General features: G+C 59.9%; 21 protein-coding genes. 15 read left to right on the top strand and 6 right to left on the bottom strand.

The annotated features are described in order from the left end of the window. Positions 1-4: 4 nt before the first annotated feature. Entirely contained in the window at positions 5-2,851 is a 2,847-nt protein-coding gene (uvrA, locus tag KW842_RS20030) for an excinuclease ABC subunit UvrA (protein ID WP_218305889.1), read from the bottom strand. Between the two features lie 127 nt (positions 2,852-2,978). Continuing rightward, positions 2,979-3,698 carry a uroporphyrinogen-III C-methyltransferase gene (cobA, locus tag KW842_RS20025; protein WP_218305888.1) on the bottom strand — a complete coding sequence of 240 codons (720 nt, stop codon included), beginning with the start codon at positions 3,696-3,698 and terminating at the stop codon, positions 2,979-2,981. A gap of 82 nt (positions 3,699-3,780) precedes the next feature. Here cobA and KW842_RS20020 point away from each other — a divergent pair, with 82 nt between their 5' ends. The 5 genes from KW842_RS20020 to KW842_RS20000 all read left to right on the top strand — a co-directional run bounded on the left by KW842_RS20020 (position 3,781) and on the right by KW842_RS20000 (position 8,939). Next, a complete protein-coding gene (locus tag KW842_RS20020; RefSeq protein WP_218305887.1) occupies positions 3,781-4,134 on the top strand; it encodes a ferredoxin in 354 nt (117 codons plus the stop codon). An 84-nt stretch (positions 4,135-4,218) separates the two neighbouring features. Then, positions 4,219-4,731: a single-stranded DNA-binding protein gene (gene ssb, locus KW842_RS20015; RefSeq protein WP_218305886.1), complete on the top strand. Its 513-nt coding sequence runs from the start codon at positions 4,219-4,221 to the stop codon at positions 4,729-4,731. 144 nt (positions 4,732-4,875) lie between these two features. Further along, positions 4,876-5,904: a helix-turn-helix domain-containing protein gene (locus tag KW842_RS27780; RefSeq protein WP_218305885.1), complete on the top strand. Its 1,029-nt coding sequence runs from the start codon at positions 4,876-4,878 to the stop codon at positions 5,902-5,904. 192 nt (positions 5,905-6,096) lie between these two features. Beyond that, positions 6,097-7,251 (top strand): nuclear transport factor 2 family protein, encoded by a 1,155-nt coding sequence (locus tag KW842_RS20005; protein ID WP_218305884.1) that lies wholly within the window; start codon positions 6,097-6,099, stop codon positions 7,249-7,251. Further along, positions 7,248-8,939, top strand: a complete 1,692-nt coding sequence (locus tag KW842_RS20000) for a serine hydrolase (protein WP_218305883.1) — start codon at positions 7,248-7,250, stop codon at positions 8,937-8,939. Before KW842_RS20005 ends, KW842_RS20000 begins: the two co-directional genes overlap by 4 nt. A 50-nt stretch (positions 8,940-8,989) precedes the next feature. Here KW842_RS20000 and KW842_RS19995 read toward each other — a convergent pair whose 3' ends face one another. Next, positions 8,990-10,588: a PQQ-binding-like beta-propeller repeat protein gene (locus KW842_RS19995; RefSeq protein ID WP_218305882.1), complete on the bottom strand. Its 1,599-nt coding sequence runs from the start codon at positions 10,586-10,588 to the stop codon at positions 8,990-8,992. Between the two features lie 239 nt (positions 10,589-10,827). On the opposite strand from KW842_RS19995, the gene KW842_RS19990 reads away from it, so the two are divergent. Beyond that, positions 10,828-11,481 carry a hydrolase gene (locus KW842_RS19990; RefSeq protein ID WP_218305881.1) on the top strand — a complete coding sequence of 218 codons (654 nt, stop codon included), beginning with the start codon at positions 10,828-10,830 and terminating at the stop codon, positions 11,479-11,481. A 27-nt stretch (positions 11,482-11,508) separates the two neighbouring features. Here KW842_RS19990 and KW842_RS19985 read toward each other — a convergent pair whose 3' ends face one another. The 3 genes from KW842_RS19985 to KW842_RS19975 form a co-directional block, all read right to left on the bottom strand. Beyond that, a complete protein-coding gene (locus tag KW842_RS19985; RefSeq protein ID WP_218305880.1) occupies positions 11,509-11,991 on the bottom strand; it encodes a DUF3016 domain-containing protein in 483 nt (160 codons plus the stop codon). A gap of 110 nt (positions 11,992-12,101) precedes the next feature. Continuing rightward, positions 12,102-12,401: a putative quinol monooxygenase gene (locus tag KW842_RS19980; protein ID WP_218305879.1), complete on the bottom strand. Its 300-nt coding sequence runs from the start codon at positions 12,399-12,401 to the stop codon at positions 12,102-12,104. Beyond that, a complete protein-coding gene (locus KW842_RS19975; RefSeq protein ID WP_229223811.1) occupies positions 12,398-13,081 on the bottom strand; it encodes a type 1 glutamine amidotransferase domain-containing protein in 684 nt (227 codons plus the stop codon). Before KW842_RS19975 ends, KW842_RS19980 begins: the two co-directional genes overlap by 4 nt. Before the next feature lie 119 nt (positions 13,082-13,200). On the opposite strand from KW842_RS19975, the gene KW842_RS19970 reads away from it, so the two are divergent. The 9 genes from KW842_RS19970 (at position 13,201) to KW842_RS19930 (ending at position 23,065) form a co-directional block, all read left to right on the top strand. After that, positions 13,201-14,094: a LysR family transcriptional regulator gene (locus KW842_RS19970; RefSeq protein WP_229223810.1), complete on the top strand. Its 894-nt coding sequence runs from the start codon at positions 13,201-13,203 to the stop codon at positions 14,092-14,094. A gap of 352 nt (positions 14,095-14,446) precedes the next feature. Then, the gene (locus tag KW842_RS19965) at positions 14,447-15,121 is read left to right on the top strand and encodes a gluconate 2-dehydrogenase subunit 3 family protein (RefSeq protein WP_373925214.1); all 675 of its coding nucleotides are present in this window, start codon (positions 14,447-14,449) and stop codon (positions 15,119-15,121) included. A gap of 29 nt (positions 15,122-15,150) precedes the next feature. Beyond that, positions 15,151-16,923, top strand: coding sequence for a GMC family oxidoreductase (locus KW842_RS19960; protein ID WP_218305877.1), 1,773 nt, complete (start codon positions 15,151-15,153; stop codon positions 16,921-16,923). A gap of 8 nt (positions 16,924-16,931) precedes the next feature. After that, positions 16,932-18,173: a cytochrome c gene (locus KW842_RS19955; RefSeq protein WP_229223809.1), complete on the top strand. Its 1,242-nt coding sequence runs from the start codon at positions 16,932-16,934 to the stop codon at positions 18,171-18,173. A gap of 150 nt (positions 18,174-18,323) precedes the next feature. Continuing rightward, on the top strand, positions 18,324-18,788 hold the full coding sequence (locus tag KW842_RS19950; RefSeq protein ID WP_218305876.1) for a rhodanese-like domain-containing protein: 465 nt from the start codon (positions 18,324-18,326) through the stop codon (positions 18,786-18,788). Positions 18,789-18,793: 5 nt separating this feature from the next. After that, a complete protein-coding gene (epsC, locus tag KW842_RS19945; protein ID WP_218305875.1) occupies positions 18,794-19,714 on the top strand; it encodes a serine O-acetyltransferase EpsC in 921 nt (306 codons plus the stop codon). Next, complete coding sequence (locus KW842_RS19940; RefSeq protein ID WP_218305874.1) at positions 19,711-19,962, top strand: helix-turn-helix domain-containing protein; 252 nt, start codon at positions 19,711-19,713, stop codon at positions 19,960-19,962. Before epsC ends, KW842_RS19940 begins: the two co-directional genes overlap by 4 nt. Before the next feature lie 86 nt (positions 19,963-20,048). Continuing rightward, on the top strand, positions 20,049-20,981 hold the full coding sequence (locus KW842_RS19935) for a family 2A encapsulin nanocompartment shell protein (RefSeq protein WP_218305873.1): 933 nt from the start codon (positions 20,049-20,051) through the stop codon (positions 20,979-20,981). 8 nt (positions 20,982-20,989) lie between these two features. Next, positions 20,990-23,065: a family 2A encapsulin nanocompartment cargo protein cysteine desulfurase gene (locus KW842_RS19930; protein ID WP_373925213.1), complete on the top strand. Its 2,076-nt coding sequence runs from the start codon at positions 20,990-20,992 to the stop codon at positions 23,063-23,065. Positions 23,066-23,068: the final 3 nt, after the last annotated feature.

The raw sequence follows: 23,068 nt of genomic DNA, 5'->3' as shown, positions 1-23,068 counted from the left end.
ATGCTTACTTCAACAGCGGCACCAGATATTTGCCGGTGACGCTGGCGGCGTTGGCAGCCACCTCTTCCGGCGAACCGCTGGCGATGATCTTGCCGCCGCCAGCACCGCCTTCCGGACCCAGATCGACGATCCAGTCGGCGGTCTTGATCACATCGAGATTGTGCTCGATGATGACCAAGGTGTTGCCCTGATCGCGCAGGCGGTGGATCACCTTCAGCAGCAGGTCGATATCGTGGAAGTGCAGACCGGTGGTCGGCTCATCCAGGATGTACAGCGTGCGGCCGGTGTCGCGCTTGGACAGCTCCAGCGACAGCTTGACGCGCTGCGCCTCGCCGCCCGACAGCGTGGTCGCGCTCTGTCCCAGCTTGATGTAGCCCAGGCCCACGTCCAGCAGCGTATGCAGCTTGCGCGCGATCAGCGGAACCGGTTTGAAGAACTCGTGCGCGTCCTCGACCGTCATGTCGAGGATCTCGGTGATGTTCTTGCCCTTGTACTGCACTTCCAGCGTTTCGCGGTTATAGCGCTTGCCGTGGCAAACGTCGCATGGTACGTACACGTCCGGCAGGAAGTGCATCTCGACCTTGATCACGCCATCGCCCTGGCAGGCTTCGCAGCGGCCGCCCTTGACGTTGAACGAGAAACGGCCGGCGCTGTAGCCGCGCTCTTTCGCGGTCGGCACGGTGGAGAACAAATCGCGGATCGGCGTGAACAAACCGGTGTAGGTCGCAGGATTCGAACGCGGCGTGCGGCCGATTGGCGCCTGGTCGACCGAGATCACCTTGTCGAAATGTTCCAGACCGCTGATGCTGTCGTGCGGCGCTGGCTCGGTCTGCGAACCGTACAGGTGGCGCGATAGCGCCGGGAACAGCGTGTCGTTCACCAGCGTCGACTTGCCTGAGCCGGAAACCCCAGTCACGCAGGTCATCAGGCCGACCGGCAGCGTCAGATTGACCTTCTTCAGGTTATTGCCGGTGGCGCCGGTGATCGTCAACTGCTTGTCCGGATCGGCGACGTGGCGCTGCTTCGGTACCTCAATCTTGCGCGCGCCGCTCAGGTACTGCGCGGTCAGCGATTTCTTGTTTTTCAGGATGTCCTTCAGCGAACCTGCGGCGATGACTTCGCCGCCATGCACGCCGGCGCCCGGACCCATGTCGACCACATAGTCGGCGGTGCGGATCGCGTCTTCGTCGTGTTCCACCACCAGCACGCTGTTGCCGATGTCGCGCAGGTGCTTCAGCGTGTCGATCAGGCGGTCGTTATCGCGCTGGTGCAGGCCGATCGACGGCTCGTCCAGCACATACATCACGCCGGTCAGGCCGGAGCCGATCTGCGACGCCAGGCGGATACGCTGCGCTTCGCCGCCCGACAGCGTATCGGCGCTGCGGTCCAGCGACAGGTAGTCGAGGCCGACGTTGTTGAGGAATTGCAGGCGCGAGATGATCTCTTTCACCACGCGGTCGGCGATTTCCTTCTTCGCGCCTTTCAGCTTCAGCTGCTCAAAGAAAGACAGCGTTTCGCGCAGCGGCTTCTCGGCGATCTCATAGATCGCGCGTTCCTGCTTGCCGCTGCCGACTTTGACGTAGCGCGCTTCCACGCGCAGGCGCGCGCCTTCGCACGATGGACATTTTTTCTCGTTGATGAACTTGGCCAGTTCCTCTTTCACCGCCATCGAATCGGTTTCGCGGTAGCGGCGCGCCAGATTGTTGACCACACCTTCAAAAGTGTGTTCCTTGACCACGGTGCGGCCGCGCTCATTGATGTAGGTGAACGGGATCGTGGTCTTGCCGGAGCCGTTCAGCACCGCTTCCTGCGCTGCCTTCGGCAGTTTTTCGAACGGCAGGTCCAGGTCGAACTCGTAGAACGCCGCCAGGTTGGACAGCATCGAGAAGTAGAACTGGTTGCGGCGGTCCCACCCTTTCACCGCGCCGGAAGCCAGCGACAGATTCGGGAAGGCGACAATCCGTTTCGGATCGAAGAATTCGATGTGACCCAGGCCGTCGCACTCAGGGCACGCGCCCATCGGGTTATTGAACGAGAACAGGCGCGGCTCCAGCTCCTGCAGCGAATAGCCGCAGGTATTGCAGGCGAACTTGTTGGAGTAGACGTGTGCCACGCCGCTATCCATTTCCAGCGCCACGGCGCGGCCATCGGCCAGGCGCAGCGCAGTTTCGAAGCTTTCGGCCAGGCGCTGCTTGATTTCGGGGCTGACTTTGACACGGTCGATCACCACGTCGATGGTGTGCTTCTCGGTTTTCTTCAGCTTCGGCAGGTCTTCCACTTCATAGATCTTGGCGTCGTGCGTGCCGCTCTGCACGCGGAAGCGGATGAAGCCCTGCGCCTGCATGGCTTCGAACAAATCGACGTGCTCGCCCTTACGGTTGGCCACCACCGGCGCCAGTATCATCAGCTTGGTGTCGGCCGGCAGGGCCAGCACCGCGTCGACCATCTGCGAGACGGTTTGCGCGGCCAGCGCCTGGTCCGGGTGGTTGATGCAGTAAGGCGTGCCGACGCGCGCGTACAGCAGCCGCAGATAATCGTGGATCTCGGTCACGGTGCCGACCGTCGAACGCGGGTTGTGCGAGGTGGCTTTCTGCTCAATCGAAATCGCCGGCGACAGGCCTTCGATCAGGTCGACGTCCGGCTTTTCCATCAGTTGCAGGAACTGGCGGGCGTAAGCCGACAGCGACTCCACATAGCGGCGCTGGCCTTCGGCGTACAGCGTATCGAACGCCAGCGACGATTTGCCGGAACCGGACAAGCCGGTAATCACGATCAGCTTGTTGCGTGGCAGGTCAAGATTGATGTTTTTCAGGTTATGCGTGCGTGCGCCGCGAATGCGGATCTGTTCCATGGGATTTTTGGCCTTTAGAGTCAACCCGACACTATAGCCGGGTTTGAATTCCCGCGCCGGGCGGTGGGATGGATCGTGCTGGCGGCGCGCTACACTGTATATAATACCAGTATTTTCTTGCGTCGTTTCAACTTGGCTGATGGTCGCGTTGTTGCAGCGCTTCACCGATCATTACCAGCACTGGGCCGTGGGCGTCGTCCAGCCCTTTGGCCAGGCCGGTCAGCGTCAGGCGCGCGATGCGCTGGTCGGCGCGGCTGCAATTTTCCACCACCACCACCGGCAGATCCGGGCGGCGGCCTTCGGCCAGCAGGCGCGCGGCGGTGGCGGCGGCTTCGCGTCCGCCCATGTACTGCACCAGGGTGTCGGTTTCCGGTAGCGCCGGGTGATCCGGTTCGCCGGGCGCGGTGCTGGAGGTGAAGAAGGCCACGCTGCGGGCCACGCCGCGGCGCGTCAGCGGCTGCTTGGTGGCTGCGGCTGCCGCCAGCGCGGTGGTGATGCCGGGGATGACTTCCACCTCGATGCCTTCGGCTTCCAGCGCGCGCAACTCCTCGTCGGCGCGGCCGAACAGCATCGGGTCGCCGCCCTTGAGGCGGACAATGGTGTGGTAGCGCTGCGCACACTCGACCAGCTGCTGATTGATGGCGGTTTGCGCGGTCGAGCGCTGGCCGGAGCGTTTGCCGACCGAGATCAGCTCGGCTTGCGCGCACAGCGCCAGCATCTCCTGCGTGACCAGCGCGTCGTACAGCACCACGTCGGCCTGCGCCAGCAGGCGCGCGCCGCGCACGGTGATCAAATCCGCCGCGCCCGGCCCCGCGCCGATCAAATAGACTTTCCCCTCTGCTGCCATATGCATCCTCGGTTGCGTTCCAGGCCTATCATACCGGCTGCGCACGGCTTGCTGTAAGATGCGGCGCTTCATTTAGGAAAATATGAGCGAACCCGTTGTTAAGCCGAAAATCGGCTACTACCATCGTCACCTGCTGGTGTGCACCGGCCCGCGTTGCAACGCCGAGGGCGTGCCGCAGGCGCTGTTCGACAGCCTGGGCGGCAAGCTCAAGGCGGCCGGGCTGGATGCGGGCGACCTGCGCGTCAAGCGCAGCCGGGTCGGTTGTTTTGCCGCCTGCAAAGGCGGCCCCATTGTCTGCGTGCAGCCGGACGGTACCTGGTACTACAACGTCACGCCGGAGAACATGGATCGCATCATCGAGCAGCATTTGCGGCAGGGCCAGCGTGTTGATGAGCTGGTGTTCCACCAGGCCGGCGCGCCGGACATTGAGACATAGCAAATAGGGCACAGAGAAATAGGGGCCTATCGCAAAAGTGAGCTAAACTTCTACTTTCGCCGATCACATTGGAGTTTTAATAAAATGGCATCAGTCAACAAAGTCATCATCGTCGGCAATCTGGGTCGCGATCCGGAAATTCGCTACATGCCTAGCGGTGATGCGATCGCCAACATCGCCGTGGCGACCTCGTACAAATCGAAAGACCGCAACACCGGTGAGCAGAAAGAGCTGACCGAATGGCACCGCATCTCGTTCTTCGGCCGCCTGGCGGAAATCGTCGGCCAGTACCTGAAAAAAGGTTCGTCGGTCTACGTTGAAGGCCGTCTGCAGACCCGTAAGTACACCGACAAAGACGGCGTCGAAAAATACGCCACCGACATCATCGCTGAAAATATGCAGATGCTGGGCGGCCGTTCCGGCATGGGCGGCGACGCTGGTGGTGACGACAGCTACGGCGGCGGCGGTTACGAAGCCCCGGCTCCGCGCCAGGCTCCGGCCCCTCGCCCACAAATGGCGCCACCGGCCCCGGCACCACGTCCAGCACCACGTCCAGCGCCGAACTTCTCGGACATGGATGACGACATTCCGTTCTAAGGCATTGCCGCTGAACTGAAATAAAAGCCCGTACACTTTGACGTGACGGGCTTTTTTGTTGGCTGTACCTTTGTGTAAATTCAATTCGATAAATCGCCAGTGATCTCAAGCCTACTACTATTTCTTTTCAGCGCACTGGGAGCGGTGAATGGCATTTTGCTGGCGCTGTATCTCTTCAGCCGCCGCTCGCACCGTTTGGCGAACACGCTACTGGGTGCTTTATTGCTGGCGATCGGCTTTCGCACCGCTAAATCGACCTTCTATTATTTTAATCCGGACCTGGCGCCGGTATTTCTTCAGTTAGGTTTATCGGCCTGTCTGCTTATCGGACCGCTGACTTATCTGTATGTGCATTGTTATCTTGCCGATCTGGCGCAACGTCCGCCTGATAAATATTGGCACGGACATCTTCTTGTGGGATGTTTACTGATCACGATGGGTGTAGTTTTTCCATATATCGATCATGCCAGCACCCGATATTATGTGATCTGTGGCATACATGCGTATTGGTTTTTATACCTATTGTTGGCGGGAAAACAGCTTTGGATGTCGCGTGCTCTATTGGCTGCTGAGGACAGGCGGCGAAGCTTGCTGTTATTAAGCGTCTACTTCGGTAGTTTCCTTATACTCCTTGCCTATGTCAGTACCCCGTTTACATCGTATATCGTGGGCGCGCTCTCATTTACTTTCTCTATACATATTACGATCCTGTCTTATCTTTTGCAAAACGAAGTCGTAGCTGATCCAGAGAAAAAAGAGAAATACCAGAATCGCAAACTGGCGCAGAAAGATGCCATTGCATTGCTGGAGTCGCTCAACAAGATGATGCATGAACAGCAGCTCTATCTGAATCCGATGTTAAGTCTGGCAATGCTGGCCAAGAAAATGGGCAGCCTGCAAACCACAATTTCTCAGGTGATCAATGAGAACTCTGGGAAAAGCTTTAATGCATATATTAACGAGTTCCGCATTGAGTACGCCAAAGACTTGCTGGTTCAAGAGTCACATTTGAATATGGAGCTTGTTGCCGAGCGTAGCGGTTTCAATTCCGATTCTACTTTTTTTGCCGCTTTCAAGAAGATCACTGGGCAAACCCCTGCCAGCTACCGGGCCGCATTTGCGGCCAAGCCAACTTCCCCTCCGGCGGCGCAAGACTGCCAAGTCTCAATCTAAGTCGCGCTCACGCCTGCGTGGGTGCCATCCCATCCTTTGAAATCATGTATCCGGAGTCCGAAATTATGGTCCATGACCACGGACGCCACTATCCAGCCTAAGTTCGCATTTGGCTAGCCGATTCCTTCACGGTGGCTGAACCACCGTATTTACCTTCGGTAAACAGGTACTTGTGTCACTCCAGGCGAATGTATGCGTCCATCTATTTTTTTACGCACCCTTATCGGTGTCAGTCTTCTATTTTGCATGCTGAGGGGAGCCGTGGGCTCACCCGTTCCCAATGCGATGGGTACGAGCAAAACCGACAGGGAACAAATCACCGAAACGCTGCTTGATTACATCGTCGGGACAGCCAATGGTGAGCCAGCCAGGCTACAAAAAGCTTTTCATCCCGACTTTAAGCTCTACGCGGTGAATGACGCAAAAGAATTACTGGTTCGTTCGGGCGCACAATACATCGCCGATATAAAGCCGGGTGAAAAGAACAGCCGCATTGGACGCATCTTGTCCATCGACGTTGAAAATGATGTGGCTACAGCCAAAGCAGAAATACTGATACCAAACTTCAGGATCTACACAGATTACTTCATGCTGGTGAAGTATCAAAACAATTGGAAGATTGTCCAAAAAAGCTACACCTGGAAAGAAATTCCAAAACATAAAAATAAGGTGTTGTTTGTCACATCCAATCAGCATACCTATGGAAATACCACGATTAACACCGCCAACCACTTTCAGGAAATCGTCATTGCCTATGATGTTTTCATAAAAAATGGCTATACCGTGGATTTTGTCAGTCCCACTGGCGGTGCGATTCCTTTAGGCTACATCGAAACCTCGGATAAAACCCAGAAAGAGTATTTATACAACGCTGAATTCATGCATAGGCTGAAGAGCACGCTTTCGCCTTCGATGATTAATCCGGGCGACTATCAAGCCATCTACTACAGCGGAGGCGGCTCAGCCATGTTCGGCATTGCCGAGCACAGCAATATCCAGGCTATCGCTGGCAAGATATATGAGCAGGGTGGCGTTATTTCAGCGATCTGCCACGGCACGGCCGGCATTGCCAATCTGAAGAATAAAGAGGGCGCCTTCATCGTCGCCAATAAGAAAATCACTGGCTTCCCTGATATGTTTGAAGATACCCAGGCCGAGTACTACAAGACCTTCCCCTTTTCCATAGACAAGCAAATCACTAAAAATGGTGGCAGCTTTGTCTACGAAAAATCGTGGGCAAGTCAATTTTATGTTGCGGACGGCAACATCATCACGGGACAGGACCCGTCGGCGACGGCGTCGGTAGCCCAGAAAGTGATCGACACGCTGAAGGGGAAATCTCAATGAATACGCTCAAGAAGATCATTGCCGGGCACCTGATGTTGTGGGCCGCTATGGCGCATGCGGATGTCGAGGTGACGCCGGCTACCGTGCAAGCTTTTGACCAGGTCTTCCGCGAACTGGACTCGCCGGACAAGCCGGCAGTAGCGGTGGCTTTATTTAAAAAAGATAAGCTGATTTATCAGAAAGTCTTCGGCAGCACCAACCTGGAATACAAGGTTGGCGCGACGGTCGAGACGAAATTTCAGATCGATACGCTGGCGTGGGAATTCATCGCTTACGCCACACTCATGCTGGAGAGCCAGGGCAAACTGGCGCTCAATGACGACATCAAAAAATATCTCCCCGAGCTGCCTGAATTTGCCGACAAGGTCACGATCAATCACTTGCTGAGTTCGACGGATGGCGTCTATGGCTACAAGGTGCTGAAAGCGTTGGCTGGATGGGAGCCGTCCGGCGCAGACCAGCAGCAGAACGTCATTGCGCTGATAAAACGCCAGAAAGACTTGAGTTTCAGACCCGGTACGATGTTCTCACCGGGCAGCGATACCAGGCTCATATTGCTGGCGAAAATCGTGGAGTCTATCTCCGGCCAAACATTTGATGCGTTTTGCAGGGAGCATATTTTCGCTCCGCTGGGTATGTCGAACACGGTATTCCTTTCCGACAGCGGCACGCTGCTGGAAAACACGGCGACACCCTATCGAGATATGGGCAAGGGCTGGTACAAGACGGACTATGGCAGCCGCAGTGTTCCCGGTCCGGTGAATCTCTATACCTCAATACGCGATTTCTCGACCTGGCGCTCAGCCATTTTATCTCCCAAGGGGAGTATGACCTCACCGGCCAGAAAGCTTGGCTTGCCGATCAAGCTGGATAACGGCGACATCATCAAAGACATATCCAGCATCTCAATCTACGGACAGCAGCATGCCGGCAAAGAGCGCGGCATCCCCAAAATCTACCAGCTGGGAAGTCATGGTGGCTATGCGAGTTCGATCTTCCGTTTTCCTCAGCAGGATATTACGGTGATGGTACTCAGCTCAGGCCTGGCCTATAACGGGAGTTATGCGATGCGGACAGCATCCATTCTCTTGAAAGACGACTTTACTGAAGCGGAAACCATCGACTACAGCAACATCAAAAGTGTGCCGCTCAGTACAGAGCAGCTACAGAAATTTGCGGGAAATTATTGGAGCCCAACGCGGGCGCTTGCCGCCAAAGTGTATGTCAGGGACGGCGCTTTATATTACAGCCGGCTGGAGGGAACCGAGCGCGCCCTGATACCTTTGAGTGCATCGCTGTTTCAAATGAAAATAGATGGCGACGATGAATATCATATTCAATTCAAGGGCCAAGCCATGCACTTCTCGATGGCCGGCAGCGATCCTGTGATCTTCGAGCCATACACCGCTGCATCCTATACACCAGCCGAGCTGGCACAGTTTTCAGGCGTCTTTTATAGCGAAGAAATCAATGCTTCGTTTGTGGTCGATGCGAGCAGCGGTACGCTCACAGCACAGAGCCTACAGGCAGGCAACGTGATGCTGAAGCCGGTGAAAGCGGATGTATTTTATGGGAACAAAAGCTTCATGGCAGGCATCACATTTGAGCGGGGCAAGAATAACGAGATTGTTGGATTCCATGTGACCGTCGATGAGGTCAGGCATCTGAAATTCAAGAAACTGCGTTAGCGGGTAATCCCGCAACGTTACTACGTTGCGGGGATTTTTTATTGCCGTGCTTATTTCAGGTTGACCGCGACCAGCGCATCGGGACTCTGGATGTAGAGGATGCCGTTCTGGCTGATGGCCAGGTATCCCGGCGCCGGATAGCTCCACACGGGCTGGTGGGTTTTCAGGTCGATCGCGTAGGTGTTCAGATTGGTGCTGACGAACAGCAGGTTTTTCGTCACCACCGGCGACGCCTGGAAGGTGACTTCACCGCTCAATGGTGGCGTCCACGACCACAGCAGCTTGCCGTCAGTCTCGGCGCGCGCTTCCACGCGGTAGGGATTGAAGTTGGGCGCGTACAGCACCCCGTCCGAGTACGCCGGGGTGACGCGGTAGACGCCCGGTACGCGCCAGTCGAGGAAGCCTTTCAGCGTGTCGAAGCGCGTCAGAGCATTGCCGATGCCGCCGCCATTGAGATAGCCGTTGGTATAGGCCGCCGCGTAGACGCCCCCATTGGCGCCGATCACAGCGGCACCGCCCACCTGATAGACGTAATTGCTGAACGTCGTGTCTTTGATACTGGCCAGCACTGATCCGGTTTTTGGCTCGAACATGGTCAGCGCATCACCGGTGTAGGCGTAGATGGCGCGCGCGTCACCGGCCGGTGACCACATCGCGGTTTGCGACAGCGCACCAGTGAACAGGCGCTCCCCGCTCAGGGCGAAAGCATAGAGGCCGCCATACGAGCCGGCATTGGTGTACACCGCGCCATTCTGTACGATCGGCGGCAGATAGTGTTCCCACTGCGAACTCATGGCGGATTTCATGCGCACGCTGCCGGTGGCGGCGTCGAAGGCCATCATATAGGTCGAACTCTGCTGACCGGCCGCCATGTAGACCACGCCATTGTCGACGGCGGGCGGATTGACGGACGGGTAGGTCAGGCCGCTGGTGTCGTAGCTCCACGCGGCGCTGCCGTCGCTTTCCTGGTAGGCGGTGAGCTTGTTGTTGCCGCTGGCGAAGAAGCGTCCATTTGACGTCACCAGCGTCGAGATGACGGCGTTGTAGCCAACGTTGCTGTTGTTGAGCGCGCCGCGCTTCCAGCGCAGCGAAATCTGATCCGGCTTGACCTCCATCGGCACGTAGCCGGTGTGGGCGTTATTGCCCTGGAAGGTGGCCCAGTCCGCCACGCCGCTGACGGCGGACAAGGCGGTGAGCTTGTCGCCAGGCCAGGCACTGTCGCTGGTCTGTACGGTCACGTCGAACGGCACGGTGATTGATGGAATGGCCTGTGCAGTGGTGCACGCCTGGTCGCTGCACAGCTTGATGGTCAGGTTGCCGGTGTAGCGGCCGCCCGGCTTGGTGGGCAGCGTGTCGAGTGCGAAGGTGTAGCTGCCGCCGCCGTTCGAGGTCACCGTGACGGGGCCTTGCACCAGACTGGCGCCGTCGCCGGCGCTGGCATACAGCGTGCCGGTGGGTGTGAAGTTGGCGGCCTGTGCCGTCACCTCGATGTGGATGCTGGTGTCCTTGGCGATCATCCGTGCGATGCCGCCTTGCACGACGATGGATGGCGCCGGCGGCGTGGTGGGCTGCGTGCTGCTGCCGCCGCCGCCGCATCCCGCCAGCGCCGCTCCCGCTACCACCAGGCCCGCCCAGTTAGTCCAGATCATCAGCATTCTCCAAGTTAGTAAAAAAGCACAATGGCCGGCGTGCAATTTATAACAACAAGAAATAAATGGCAAATAGCGATGCAAATATTGGATGTTCGAATATTTCGATGATAAGGCGGAAATTTTTCCGCTTTTTGTTTTATGTCTGACCGGGCATACTTCATTCCATCGACGCAGCAACAATGAAAGCAGCGTCAAACACTAAATCGAAATTATTGAATATTCCAAGGAGAATGAACATGCCAACCGCCATCGCCAAACCAGGTCAAACCCTGCTGAGCCCAAGCAACCACACCCTGATCATGATCGATCACCAGTCGCAGATGTCGTTTGCCACCAAGTCGATCGATCCTGTCCAATTGCGCAACAACGTGGCGCTGGTGTCGAAAGCCGCCAAGGAATTCAAAGTGCCGACCATCCTGACGACGGTGGCGGAAAAATCGTTCTCGGGTCCGATCTTCAACGAGATCAAGGACGTGTTCCCGGACGAAGTCGCGATCGACCGCACCACCATGAACACCTGGGAAGATCCGCGTATCGCCGAGCGAGTGAATGCCATCGGCAAAGAGAAAATCGTGCTGGCCGGCCTGTGGACTTCGGTATGCATCGTAGGCCCGGCACTGTCGGCACTCGATCAAGGCTTTGAAGTCTATGTCATCACCGATGCCAGCGGCGACGTCTCCGATGAAGCCCACGAACGCGCCGTGCAGCGCATGGTGCAGGCAGGCGCCCGTCCCATGACCTCGCTGCAATATCTGCTCGAACTGCAGCGCGACTGGGCACGCGGCGAGACCTACGACGAAACTGTGGCCACTTCGATCGCACACGGCGGCGGCTACGGTCTGGGCCTGATCTACGCTAAAACCATGTTCAACGCTTCCGAAGCGCACTAAGCCGAGTCGTTTTGTGCACGAGAGATCTTAGCGCTTCGGCGGCAAGATCTCCTTGCGGAACCACTTGTCGAGCATTTGCTTTTCGTAGCCGTAAAGGTCTTGCTGGTAGGTGTTGACGCCCATCTGGTAGTTGGGATCGGACAGCTTGGCCTCGCCACTGCGGATGGCCTTGCCGTCTTGCTCGATGCTGTAGCGCAGGTGCATGCGTGGCCAGTCTGCCTGGCCTTTGGTGACGCGGATGTCGCGCACCGGGACGCGCGGGAACACGTCGCCCGCCAGGTCGATATCCAGAAACGCCACTTTCAGCACCTGCCCCGCCGGTAGCTGTTCGGACAATTGCTTGAGGTGCTGCGTGAAGTTGAACTCCATCGTCTCCAGGTCTTTATGGTGGCGTGGAACGTCGGTCATCTCAGTCGCGTTGATGTAGCTGACGTCCGCTTCGGCGGCGGCGCTAGCGGAAGCGGCTGCGAAGATGATCGCGGCAGCGGTTTTCAATGAGGGCGTTTTCATAGGCAGTCTCTCGTGTAAAAGTATTTTTGAAGAGACTATACGCCTTTTGTGTCAACGCCCCGCCCCGCCGCGCGGCGTGCACGGGCGTGGGCAGGGTGCGGCATGGCGACTCAGGCGCGGGCTTGCAGCAGCTCGACCTGGCGGTCCGCCAGCAAGGGCAGGGCGTGGCCGATCACCAGCGACTGGTAGTGTTCGGACTGCCGGTGCGCTTCCAGTGCGGCTTCGTCACGATAGTGTTCAAGTAGCAGCAGATTGTGCGGGCTGTCGATGCCACGGTAGATTTCGTAGCCCAGGCAGCCCGGTTCCGCCAGCGTCTTGGGGCGCATTTCCGCCAGTACGGCCAGCACTTCGCCGAGCTTGCCGTCTACCGGTTGCCAGCGTGCGACCACGGTGATCACGCCGGCGCTCATGCTGCTTCTCCTTGCAAGGCTTTGACGATTTCTTTTGCCAGCGGGCCGCCGGAAGCAGGGTTCTGGCCGGTCATCAGGCGGCCATCAACCACCACCTTCTCTTGCCAGACATCTGCCGACGAGTAAATCGCGCCTTCTTCGCGTAACGCGGTTTCCAAGTTGAACGGCACGTCGGCCTGTGCGTAGCCCGCTTCTTCGTCATTGGAGAACGAAGTCAGCTTGCGGCCGTGGACCAGCGGCGTGCCGTCTTCGAGTTTGACGCCGAGGAAGGCGGCGGGGCCATGGCAGACGGCGGCGACGATCTTGCCGGCTTCCCAGGCGCTGACCACGGCGCGTTTCACGTCCAGGTCATGGGCGATGTCGACCATCGGGCCCAGGCCGCCAGGGAAGAAGATGGCGTCATAGTCGCGTACATCGACTTCGGACAGCTTGCGGCTGTGGTTCAGGCGGCGGATCGCGGCGCTGTTGCGGAAGGCCAGTTGCGCGGGATCGCTTTCGTCGTAGCCGTCTTCGGGAATGGCGCCGCCCAATGGCGAAGCGTATTCGACGGCGATGCCGGCGTGATCGAACACCTCAAACGGGTGTGCGACTTCGGGGAAGAAATAACCGGTGGGACGGTTGTTCGGACCGATCTCAGCAGCGTTTGTCAAAATAAACAGCACGTGTTTGATACTCATCATAAGCTCCTGTGATTTGAGAAAATCCCGTAATGTCGGGGGGTGAGGTAACTATAGGAGGATCGGCCGGTCGTCGGTAGATACTGCTATGCTGACGCAATGTCAAATTAATTGAGCCAATCATGAGCGATCCTTCACTGATATTGGATGAGCTGCGGGCCATGGCCATCTTCGCCACTGTGGTGCGCAGCGGCAGTTTTGCCGCCGGCGCGCGCGCGCTGGGGCTGACGCGCGCCGTGGTCAGCCATCACATCCGCGCGCTGGAAGCCAAGCTGGGTGTGCCGCTGGCGCAGCGCAGCACCCGCAGCTTCAGCCTGACACCGGCTGGCGAGGCGTTTCGCGTGCATTGCGAACGCCTGCTGGACGAAGCCAACGACGGCATACGTGGCATGGAATTGCTGCGGGCCGAGCCGCGTGGCGAGGTGCGCATCACCTGCTCACATCACTTTGGCAGCAAGCGCATCATGCCGGCGCTGCTGGAATTCCGACGGCGCTACCCGGCCATTCGCGTGCACGTGGCGATGAACGATGCCAATGTCGATCTGGTACAGCAGGGCATCGAGCTGGCGGTGCGCGCCGGCCCGCTGGCCGATTCTTCTCTGGTAGCGCGGCGGCTGGTGCGCGAGCCGACCATGCTATGCGCGGCGCCTGCCTATCTGCGCCGCTACCGCGTGCCAGCAACGGTGCAGGAATTGGCGCAGCACCGCTGGGTGATCTATCCGCCGACGCAACGCGCCGCCACCGTGCGCGAGGATGGCAAGGAGGTGCAGATTCCGGTCAAGGGCGATGTAGTCACCGACAGCGCCGCCGCGCGGCTGGCCTTTGTGCTGGCAGGCGAAGGCATCGCGCGCCTGCCAGCCTACGATGCCGCATCGCTGCTGGCAACGGGCGATCTGATCCACATACTGCCGGAAGCGCAGACCGCGCCATTGGAAATCTACCTGGTGCATTCACAACGCATCGGCCCCAGCGCCCGCCTGCTGCGCGATTTCCTGCTGGATGCTGCGGAAGCATAAGCTTTCTGAGCTGGCACAACACAGCCTTTCTCCGGCCATTCCGCTATCCCGCTTAAGTACGAGGCCTTGCCTGACCCTCTGCGGGTAGGCGAGGCGCTGTCATTCTCGCTACATTCTTGCTATAGTCTCGCCGAAATTGGTCTGACCAATTGTTACGTGGTCAGACCATATATTTATCAATGAATAGTTTGACGATGTAATAAATGTGCTTTAAACTGTTTTCAGTTTTTGCGCTATATCAAGTTTTACTGCCCGCTGCAGCCTCATGCCAACGGGTGATTTCCTCCCCAAAACTCACAATTCGCTACCTATGTCCTCAGGCAAATTCAGTCCCTCGCGACGGACTATTCTCATGGCCACTGCAGCGGCCGTCCCTATCGCATCGATCCCGCTGGTCCGTCAGGCGCACGCCGACGGCCTGGAAGGTGTCTCCCTCAACCAGTACCAGCCGGTGTTCTTCTCGGCGCCGGAATGGCAGTTCATCCTGGCCGCCTGTGACCGCCTGATCCCGGCCGAAGGCCGCGGCCCTGGCGCGCTGGAAACCAATGTGCCGGTGTTCATCGACCAGCAACTGCACAACGGCCTCGGCGATGATGTCTACATGGATGGCCCGCACCCGGAAAATCCGGCGCCCACGCTGGGCTTCCAGGGCACGCTGACGCCGCAGCAGAGCTACCGCGCCGGCATCAAGTTGTCGCAGCAGTACGCCAAGCAGAAGCACGGCAAGCAGTTCGAGCAACTGCCGGACGCCGACAAGGACGCCATGCTGACCGCGCTGCAAAAGAACGAGATCAGCTTCGCCGAATTGGGCGAACCGGCGCTGAAGGCGTCGTCGTTCTTCAACCAGCTGCTGGGCGATGCCAAGAACGGCTACCTGGCCGATCCTATGTACGGCGGCAACAAGGACATGAAGGCATGGGTGGCGATCGGCTTCCCAGGCGCCCGCGCCGCTTTCACCGAATGGGTGGACATGCACAACGTGAAGTATCCGTTGGGTCCGGTCAGCGTCAGCGGTAAACGTGCTTAACCGCCGCGCTCAAGAAAAGAAAGAACATCATGGCAAACATTACTAACGACGAAGTCGACGTTGTCATCGTCGGCCTCGGCTGGGCCGGCTCGATCATGGCCATCGAACTGGCCAAGGAAGGTCTGAAAGTGCGCGCGCTGGAACGCGGCCCGGACCGTCCACCGGAAGATTTCGCCTACCCGAAACCAGCCGACCAATACGCTTACGCGATCCGCAACAAAGTCTTCGCCACCCCGCGCGACGCCGCGCTGACCGTGCGCTACAACGATAGCGAAACCGCACTGCCAACCCGCAAGTGGGGCGCGTTCGCGCCTGGCACCGGCGTCGGTGGCTCCGGCCTGCACTGGACCGGTGTGCTGATCCGTCCGACCACCACCGACATCAAGCTCAAGACCTACGCCGACCACGCCTACAAGCGCGGCACGCTCGATCCGGAAATGCGCATCAAGGACTTCCCGTTCAGCTGGGACGAGATCGAACCGTACTTCGACAAGTTCGACAAAATCTGCGGCCTGTCCGGCAACACCGGCAACCTGAACGGCGTGATCCAGCCGGGCGGCGATCCGTTTGAGGGCCCACGCTCCAGCCCATACCCGCTGCCGGCACTGCACGACACCTACAACAGCTCGCTGTTCGCCGAGACCGCGAAGAAGATGGGCTACCACCCGTTCCCGAACCCATCGGCCAATGTGTCGCAGGCGTGGACTAACCCGTACGGTGCGCAGCTGGCGCCGTGCAACTACTGCGGCTATTGCTCCAAGTATCCATGCCTGAACTACTCCAAGGCCTCGCCGCAGACGACCATCCTGGACGTGGTGAAACGCATGCCGAACTTCAGCATGCGCACCAACGCCAACGTCATCCGCGTGGACCTGCACGCCGACAAGAAGACCGCCAAAGGCGTTACTTATGTCGACGAAAACAAGAACGAAGTGTTCCAGCCGGCCAGGATCGTCATCCTGTCCAGCTTCCAGTTCGCCAACGTACGCCTGATGATGTTGTCGGGCATCGGCCAGATCTACAACCCGCTGACCGAAACCGGCACCATCGGCCGCAACTACGCCTTCCTGAGTAATGGCGACGCCACCCTGTTCTTCAAGGACAAGCACTTCAACCCCTTCGCTACCGCTGGCGCTACCGGCGAAATGTTCAACGACATCTCGCCAGGTAACTTTGAAGACGGGATCAAGATGGGCTTCATCGGCGGCGCCAAGATTCACAGCTCGCAAGCGACCGGTGCGCCGATCGGCACCGCGCTGCCGAAGGGCACGCCAGGCTGGGGCAAGGGCTGGAAAGAAGGCATGGTCGACTGGTATGGCCGCTCGATGAAGATCGGCATCACCACCACCTGCATGTCGTATCGCGGCCACCATCTGGACCTTGATCCGAACTATAAAGACCCATGGGGCCAGCCGCTGCTGCGCATGACTTTCGACTGGCGCCAGAACGAGCTGAAGCTGCAACGCTATCTGCGCGACATGGTGCTCGGCATTGCCAAGGAACTGGGACCGGATCACATCAACGAAAACTTCCTGTCGCTGGATTCGCACTGGGACATCACCAAGTACGTATCGACCCACAATGTGGGCGGCGCGATCATGGGCGATTCGCCGCGCGACTCGGCGCTGAACCGCTACCTGCAATCGTGGGACGTGCACAACGTGTTCGTACCGGGCGGTAACGCCTTCCCGCAGAACTTCCAGGCCAATCCGACCGCGACCATCGGCGCCATCACACTGTTTGCCGCCGAAGCGATCAAAAAACAATACCTGAAAAACCCTGGCCCGCTGGTGCAAGTATGATGAACAAAATGACGCAATTCCTCACCACGGCGGTGCTGGCGCTGGCCGGCGCCGCCGCACATGCCGCCCCTGACCAGGCGCTGATCCAGCGCGGCGAATACCTGGCGCGCGCCGGCGACTGCATCGCCTGCCACAGCGCGCCTGGCAAGCCGGCGTTTGCCGGTGGTTTGGCTATCGATAGTGGTCACGGCATCATCTACTCGACCAACATCACGCCGGACAAGCAAAAGGGTATCGGCACGTATACCGAGCAGCAATTCTCGGACGCCGTGCGCAAAGGCGTAAAGCCGGATGGCACGCACCTGTATCCGGCCATGCCGTACACCAGCTACGCCAAGGTCAGCGATGCGGACATGAAGGCGCTGTATGCCTTCTTCCAGTCGGGCGTGAAAACGTCGAACTACGAACCGCCGGCGACCAAGATGAGCTTCCCGTTCAATATGCGCTGGGGCATGGGCGTATGGAACTACTTCTTCGCCGACAGCAGACCATTTGTGGCGCAAGCTGGCTGGAGCGACAAGGTCAAGCAGGGCGCGTATCTGGTGGAAGGCCTGGGGCACTGCTCCAGCTGCCATACGCCGCGCGGCTTCGCGATGAACGAGAAGGCCAGCAACAGCGGCCAGGCCAGCTTCCTCGCCGGTGGCGAGCTGAACGACTGGCCAGTGCCATCGCTGCGCGGCATGCCGCGCTGGAACGAAGCGCAAATCGTCGACTACCTGCAGACCGGCCGCAACCACGGTTCGGCAGTGGCCGGTGAAATGACCGCCGTGGTCGAGCACAGCACCTCGCATCTGCGTGAAGACGACCTGAGCGCGATTGCTGCCTACCTGAAGGCCTTGCCGCCAGTGCCGCCACGCGGTCCTGCGGTCAAGCCGCAAGGCAAGGACGAAACCGCGCGCAAGCTGACCGCTGCTGTCAACTTGAATCTGGGTGAGCGCCTGTACCTCGACAACTGCTCGGCCTGTCACTTCGTCAACGGCAAAGGCGCATCGCGCGTCTTCCCTGAGCTGGATGGCGCCACGGTGATCAACGCCGACAATCCGACCGCGCTGATCAACGTCATCCTGCACGGTGCGCGTACGCCATCGACCGAGAAAGCGCCGTCTATCCTGGTCATGCCAGGCTTCTCGCGCCGTCTCAGCGACGCCGAAGTCGCGACGTTGGCGACCTTCCTGCGCCAGGGCTGGACCAACACCGCCGCCAGCGTCTCCGAACGCGAAGTCGCCAAAGTCCGCGCCAAAGCACACTAAAATCCGGGGTCAGTTCGGGTCCGGGGTCAGAACTGACCCCGGATTTGGCTTATAAGTTTTTCGCCTTTGTGAAGTTGTTTTTATTCGTTTTGTTTGCGTTTGACGAAACGTATGCTGGCGTCTATCGCCATCAACGCACAAAGGTTACCCATGTCGGACGCAGTACTCGATCTGCCGCAGCAACTGGCGGATATCAAATCCCAGGCTGAAGCCTCGGGCCTGTCGTATGCCGGCGGCGTGCCGCCTGCCGTTGCATGGGAGTTGTTCTCCAGCGGCCAGGCGCTGCTGGTTGATGTGCGCACCGCCGAGGAGCGCAAGTTTGTCGGCCACGTCCCCGATAGTCTGCATGTGGCCTGGGCCACCGGCACCGCGCTGACCCGCAATCCCCGTTTCCCCCGTGAGCTGGAAGCCAAGATCGGCGGCAAGGACACCGTCGCGCTGCTGCTATGCCGCAGCGGCAAGCGCTCGGTGCTGGCTGCCGAAGCAGCGGCCAAGGCCGGCCTGAGCAATGTCTTCAATGTGCTGGAGGGTTTTGAAGGCGAGATCGACGATCAACAGCAGCGTGGCAAAGCCGACGGCTGGCGTTTCCACAGTCTGCCCTGGGTACAGGACTGATTGCCATGGCGACCTTCGACATCACCGGCGTCGTGCAGTCGCTGCACCAGGCGCGCCACAGCTGGCGGCAGACGCAACGTCGTAATAGCGAAGCGGGCAACCGCGCGTTCCCTTCGCGCGATGCGCTATCTTCCATCATCGACTGCCTCAAGGGCGTGCTGTTTCCGATGCGCCTCGGCCCGCCCGATCTGCGCCAGGAGAGCGAAGATTTCCACGTCGCCCACGCGCTCGATGCGTCGCTGCACGCGCTGCTGCATCAGGTAAAACGCGAGCTGGCCTACAACGCCAATCTGCGCGGCGAAGGCCACCCGGTGGATGAGGAAGCGCTGGCCGCCGTGCGCAGTTTTGCCGCCGCCTTGCCGGCCATCCGCACGCTGCTCGATAGCGATGTGCTGGCCGCCTACCAGGGCGATCCGGCCGCGCGCAGTGTCGATGAGGTGCTGCTGTGCTATCCGGGCGTGCTGGCAATGATTCATTACCGTCTGGCGCACCATCTATACACACTGGGCCTGCCGCTGCTGGCGCGCATCGTGTCCGAACTGGCGCATAGCGCCACCGGCATCGACATCCATCCGGGCGCGCAAATCGGCGCCGGCTTCTTTATCGACCATGGCACCGGCGTGGTGATCGGCGAGACCGCCGTCATCGGCCAGCGCGTGCGCGTCTATCAGGCTGTAACCTTGGGCGCCAAGCGCTTTCCGACCGATGCCGAAGGCAATCTGCAAAAAGGCCTGCCGCGCCATCCTGTCGTGGAAGATGACGTGGTGATCTACGCCGGCGCCACCATCCTTGGCCGCATCACGCTGGGCAAGGGCGCTGTCATCGGCGGCAATGTGTGGCTGACGCACGACGTGCCGGCCGGCGGCCGCGTGGCGCAGGCTGAATCGCGCGAAGGCGCGCAAGCCAACGGCATCGGTGCGTCATGAGCTCGGCAGGCGTGTCGAGCGCGCTGGTGCAAAGCTTCGGCATCGGCGTGCGGCAATTGCGCGAGGCGCAGGGCTGGTCGCAGGAGCGGCTGGCGGAGAACTCCAACCTGAACCGCTCCTATATCGGCGAGATAGAACGTGGCGTGGTGATTGCTTCGCTGCTCACCGTCGAGAAGCTGGCGGGAGCGCTGCAATTGACGCCGGCCGAGCTGCTCACGCACGGCGCGGCGCAACGCCCGCCAACTTGATGGCTATAGCCTGTTGAGTAAACGTTATGCAAACAGCAAACTAGCTTATTCGTTTTTCTTATTAACCATTCTGGATTGGAGTCACGATGTCGGCAACAGTAGGTGGGACCACGGCGCTGGGCGATAACGCCGCACGGCAATTAGCAAACGCAACCAAAACCGCACCGCAGCTATCGACCATCAGCCCGCGCTGGCTGACGCATTTGCTGCAATGGGTGCCGGTGGAGGCGGGTATCTATCGCTTGAACAAGGTGAAGAATCCGGAAGCGATCAAGGTTACCTGCACCGCGCGCGAAGAAGAGAACCAGCTGCCGCGCACCTATGTCGACTATGAAGAAAATCCGCGCGAATTTTTCCTGAACGCGGTATCGACGATACTGGATGTGCATACCCGCGTGTCCGACCTGTATAGCAGCCCGCATGACCAGATCAAGGAACAGCTGCGCCTGACCATCGAAACCATCAAGGAAAACCAGGAATCCGAGCTGATCAACAACCCGGATTACGGCCTGCTGGCGCAAGTGACCGATGAGCAGCGCATCTTCCCGCTGACCGGCGCGCCGACGCCGGACGATCTGGACGAGCTGCTGACCAAGGTGTGGAAAGAGCCAGCCTTCTTCCTGACGCACCCGCTGGCGATTGCCGCCTTTGGCCGCGAAGCGACCCGCCGTGGCACGCCGCCGCCGACCATCAGCCTGTTTGGTTCGCAGTTCATCACCTGGCGCGGTATTCCGCTGATCCCGTCGGACAAGGTGCCGGTGGCGGATGGCAAGTCGAAGATCATCCTGCTGCGCGTGGGCGACAAGCGCCAGGGCGTGGTCGGCCTGTTCCAGCCTGGCCTGCCGGGCGAGCAGAGTCCAGGCCTGTCGGTGCGCTTCATGGGCATTAACAACCACGCGATTTCGTCCTATCTGATTTCGCTGTATTGCTCGCTGGCGGTGCTGACGCCGGATGCGCTGGCCGTGCTCGATGATGTGGAAATCGGCAAATACCACGACTATCCAGATACCTATAAATAAGGCGCGCCGTGAGCCATCCATCTCCTTCTCTGCCGGCGGCGTCAGAGCCGGCTGGTGCGCCGTTCGATCCGGCGGCGCTGGCGCGGCTGGCCAATGCGCTGTTCCAGGCTGGTCCTGGCGCCGGTTCGTCGGGCGCTCTCGGCCCGGCTGGTGCGCATGCACCCGCTGCGGCCAATACGCCGGCGCCTGCTGTTGCGCCATTCGGCACGCCGCTGGGCGTACACGGCGTGCAGGCGCCGGCGAATATCGCGCCGCCCGGTTCCCCGCTGGCCAGTCCGGCCGGCCTGGGGCCCAACGTGCCAGGCACGCCGATACCGCAAGGCCAGGCGCCCGGCACCAATCTGATACCCGCCTCGCCGACGCAAGTACTCTCGCTGGGCAACCGCGCGCCCGCGCTGGCGCCGGTCGCTCCGGCTGGCAATGGCGTGCCGGACAAGGTCTATAGCACCTTGCCTGGCTACGAGCCGCGCAGCGGCAGCACCGTGCTAGGCGTGCCTGAAGCTGCTGCGGCCGATGCGCCATCGCATGGCGGCTCGTCGCCGTTCTACTTCCTCAATGAGCGTTACGGTCATCCAGGCACCGCTGGCGGAGCCGGCCATCCCGGCACCGTGTTGGCGGACAGCGAAGCTGCGTCCGCGTATCCGCCGGTGGCCAGCCTGTACCCAGCGCCGCCGCTCGTATTACGCGACCTGAGCGCACCGCCGGCGACCGGGCTGCCGGGTGCCTCGTCGCCGGTCGCCGGCCCGTCGGCCTCCGACCGTCCACAATATTATTTTGTCGACGCCGTTGTCCTGCCAAGCGGCTACGTCACGCCCGCCAAACCACATCCACACGGCAGCGTGCCGCTGGCTGGCGGCGACCGCCATCCGCCGTTCGACGTGCAGGCAATCCGCCGCGACTTCCCGATCCTGCAAGAACGCGTGAATGGCCGCCAACTGGTCTGGTTCGACAACGCCGCCACCACGCACAAGCCGCAATCGGTGATCGACCGCATCAGCTACTTCTACGAGCACGAAAACTCCAACATCCACCGCGCCGCGCACGAGCTGGCGGCGCGCGCGACCGATGCGTACGAAGGCGCCCGCGAACGCGTCAAGCGCTTCATCAACGCGCCGGAGGTGAATGAAGTCATCTTCGTGCGCGGCACCACCGAGGCGATCAATCTGGTGGCGAAAAGCTGGGGCGCGCAGCACATCGGCGAGGGCGATGAAATCATCGTCTCCAATCTGGAGCACCACGCCAACATCGTCCCATGGCAGCAGCTGGCCGCGGCCAAGGGCGCCAAGCTGCGCGTGATCCCGGTCGATGACAGCGGCCAGATCCTGCTCGACGAATACCGCAAGCTGCTCAACGACCGTACCAAGCTGGTGGCCGTGACGCAGGTATCGAACGCGCTGGGCACGGTTACGCCGATCAAGGAAATCGTCGAACTGGCGCACCGTGCCGGCGCCAAGGCGCTGGTGGATGGCGCGCAATCGATCTCGCACATGCGGGTGGATGTGCAGGACCTGGGCGCCGACTTCTTCGTCTTCTCCGGCCATAAAGTATTCGGCCCGACCGGCATCGGCGTCGTATGGGGCAAGCGCGAAGTGCTGGAAGACATGCCGCCATGGCAGGGCGGCGGCAATATGATTGCCGACGTGACGTTCGAGAAAACCGTGTTCCAGCCTATCCCCAACAAGTTCGAAGCGGGCACCGGCAACATCGCTGACGCCGTGGGCCTGGGTGCGGCAATCGACTATGTCAACCGGGTGGGCATCGAAAACATCGCCCGCTACGAACACGACTTGCTGGTGTACGGCACCGAACAGCTACGCAGCATCAAAGGCGTGCGCCTGATCGGCACGGCGGCCGACAAAGCCAGCGTGATGTCCTTCGTACTGGCCGGCTACAGCACCGAAGAAGTGGGCAAGGCACTCAATGACGAAGGCATCGCCGTGCGTACCGGCCACCACTGCGCACAGCCCATCCTGCGCCGCTTCGGCGTCGAAACCACGGTGCGCCCGTCGCTGGCCTTCTACAACACCTACGACGAAATCGACCGGCTGGCGACAGTGATACGCCGCCTCGCCGGCCAACGCTAAACC

The sequence above is a fragment of the Duganella sp. sic0402 genome (assembly GCF_019219065.1).
Lineage (GTDB): Bacteria > Pseudomonadota > Gammaproteobacteria > Burkholderiales > Burkholderiaceae_D > Rugamonas.
The sequence above is the reverse complement of the archived record's forward strand: the minus strand, read 5'-3'. Positions and strand labels throughout refer to the sequence as shown.

Coding starts and splice junctions, on each gene's coding strand:
- uvrA (WP_218305889.1), bottom strand. CDS start 2,851: ATGGAACAGATCCGCATTCGCGGCGCACGCACGCATAACCTGAAAAAC.
- cobA (WP_218305888.1), bottom strand. CDS start 3,698: ATGGCAGCAGAGGGGAAAGTCTATTTGATCGGCGCGGGGCCGGGCGCG.
- KW842_RS20020 (WP_218305887.1), top strand. CDS start 3,781: ATGAGCGAACCCGTTGTTAAGCCGAAAATCGGCTACTACCATCGTCAC.
- ssb (WP_218305886.1), top strand. CDS start 4,219: ATGGCATCAGTCAACAAAGTCATCATCGTCGGCAATCTGGGTCGCGAT.
- KW842_RS20005 (WP_218305884.1), top strand. CDS start 6,097: ATGCGTCCATCTATTTTTTTACGCACCCTTATCGGTGTCAGTCTTCTA.
- KW842_RS20000 (WP_218305883.1), top strand. CDS start 7,248: ATGAATACGCTCAAGAAGATCATTGCCGGGCACCTGATGTTGTGGGCC.
- KW842_RS19995 (WP_218305882.1), bottom strand. CDS start 10,588: ATGATCTGGACTAACTGGGCGGGCCTGGTGGTAGCGGGAGCGGCGCTG.
- KW842_RS19990 (WP_218305881.1), top strand. CDS start 10,828: ATGCCAACCGCCATCGCCAAACCAGGTCAAACCCTGCTGAGCCCAAGC.
- KW842_RS19985 (WP_218305880.1), bottom strand. CDS start 11,991: ATGAAAACGCCCTCATTGAAAACCGCTGCCGCGATCATCTTCGCAGCC.
- KW842_RS19980 (WP_218305879.1), bottom strand. CDS start 12,401: ATGAGCGCCGGCGTGATCACCGTGGTCGCACGCTGGCAACCGGTAGAC.
- KW842_RS19975 (WP_229223811.1), bottom strand. CDS start 13,081: ATGATGAGTATCAAACACGTGCTGTTTATTTTGACAAACGCTGCTGAG.
- KW842_RS19970 (WP_229223810.1), top strand. CDS start 13,201: ATGAGCGATCCTTCACTGATATTGGATGAGCTGCGGGCCATGGCCATC.
- KW842_RS19965 (WP_373925214.1), top strand. CDS start 14,447: ATGGCCACTGCAGCGGCCGTCCCTATCGCATCGATCCCGCTGGTCCGT.
- KW842_RS19960 (WP_218305877.1), top strand. CDS start 15,151: ATGGCAAACATTACTAACGACGAAGTCGACGTTGTCATCGTCGGCCTC.
- KW842_RS19955 (WP_229223809.1), top strand. CDS start 16,932: ATGACGCAATTCCTCACCACGGCGGTGCTGGCGCTGGCCGGCGCCGCC.
- KW842_RS19950 (WP_218305876.1), top strand. CDS start 18,324: ATGTCGGACGCAGTACTCGATCTGCCGCAGCAACTGGCGGATATCAAA.
- epsC (WP_218305875.1), top strand. CDS start 18,794: ATGGCGACCTTCGACATCACCGGCGTCGTGCAGTCGCTGCACCAGGCG.
- KW842_RS19940 (WP_218305874.1), top strand. CDS start 19,711: ATGAGCTCGGCAGGCGTGTCGAGCGCGCTGGTGCAAAGCTTCGGCATC.
- KW842_RS19935 (WP_218305873.1), top strand. CDS start 20,049: ATGTCGGCAACAGTAGGTGGGACCACGGCGCTGGGCGATAACGCCGCA.